1 protein-coding gene is annotated in these 1,283 nt (G+C 35.2%); it reads left to right on the top strand.

Translation table 11 applies throughout. The features are described 5' to 3' along the window. The coding region (locus tag DLD82_RS18695; protein ID WP_109941717.1) for a transposase at window positions 1–1,283 on the top strand (1,283 nt) is incomplete at both ends.

Below are 1,283 nucleotides of genomic sequence, written 5' to 3'. Positions count from 1 at the left end.
GAATATGAATCATATAGAGAAGAAGGCAAGGTTAAAACCAGGTTTATTCGATATCTCGGTAAAGAGAGTGATGAAAAGAACATCCCATTGCCAAAGAAGTCAGCTCATGTTCAGACCCCTTTATATCCCGAACAATCTAAACAAGCTGGAGATGTAACTGTTTTTTGGAATATCGCTAAAACAGAACTGAATATGCCGACCATCATTGATTCAGTCTGTTGTGGTGATGATAATATTGAAGGGAAATCTCCTGGAAAAATATTGACTGCCTGGGCCATCAATAAAGCCTTACACCCTGAAAGTGCGACGAATCTTGGTGATTGGGTCCGGACTACCGTAATTCCGGATTTATCTGGCTTACCTGGAGATTATTTTACGGATAGTGCATTTTATTCAGCTTTAGATCGTGTATGCTATAAGGATACAACTGCAGATGGGTTTACCGATTTTAGTTCTTTAATTTGTGATGAACTCTACTCATTTTGGAGATTCAATAATCCATTACTTAATGAAGGGACTGAAATTCTTGCATATGATCTGACACCAGTTTTAATTTTTGGAAATGGAGATAATCTGGGAGAAAAAGGATACAATTCGAGACATGTGAACCAGAAACAAATCAATCTCTGTGTTTTGGTATCAAAATTCGATAAAGTACCAGTTTCCTATTTTTTGTTACCAGGAAATTTCAATTCAATGTCTTCGGTCAAAGAATTGCTAGTTCAAATGATAGAGATGTCTTTAGAGCCAGGTACACTAATTTGGGACCGAGGAAATACTTCTGAAGAGTCAATTAGAGATATCGAAGCATTAGGTTGGAATCTTATCTGCGGGGTCCAAAAATTATCTGATGAAGCCATTTCATTAATCAGACAGACCGAGGTAACTTTACATGTCACTAACCGTGTGAAATCTACAAAAAAAAGTGCAATATACGCCACAAGAGCTAATGGTCGTTTATTTGGAAGAGATAATGCCGGAGTTGTATATGTCAATATTGCTAAACAGATGGAGACCTTTGATACTCGAAATGCACTATTAATGGAAATTGATGAGGATTTAACTGAATTATGTGATAATCTAGCAGGTTTAAAAAAACAGGAAATTGAATCTAAAATTGCAGAGATTGCAGGAGAATATCTGAAATTTTTTAAAATATACATAAAAAAAGAGAAAACGAACTATAATTTAAAATGGGAATATAATGAAGAGGAAATTTTTCAGTCAGAGGCATTTGATGGTAAATATATTCTCTATTCTTCAGATACAACTTTAACCTGTCT

Origin of the sequence: Methanospirillum stamsii, assembly GCF_003173335.1 — an archaeon.
Classification (GTDB): Archaea; Halobacteriota; Methanomicrobia; order Methanomicrobiales; family Methanospirillaceae; genus Methanospirillum; species Methanospirillum stamsii.
Note: the sequence above shows the minus strand (reverse complement) of the source record. Positions and strands in the feature narration are given on the sequence as shown.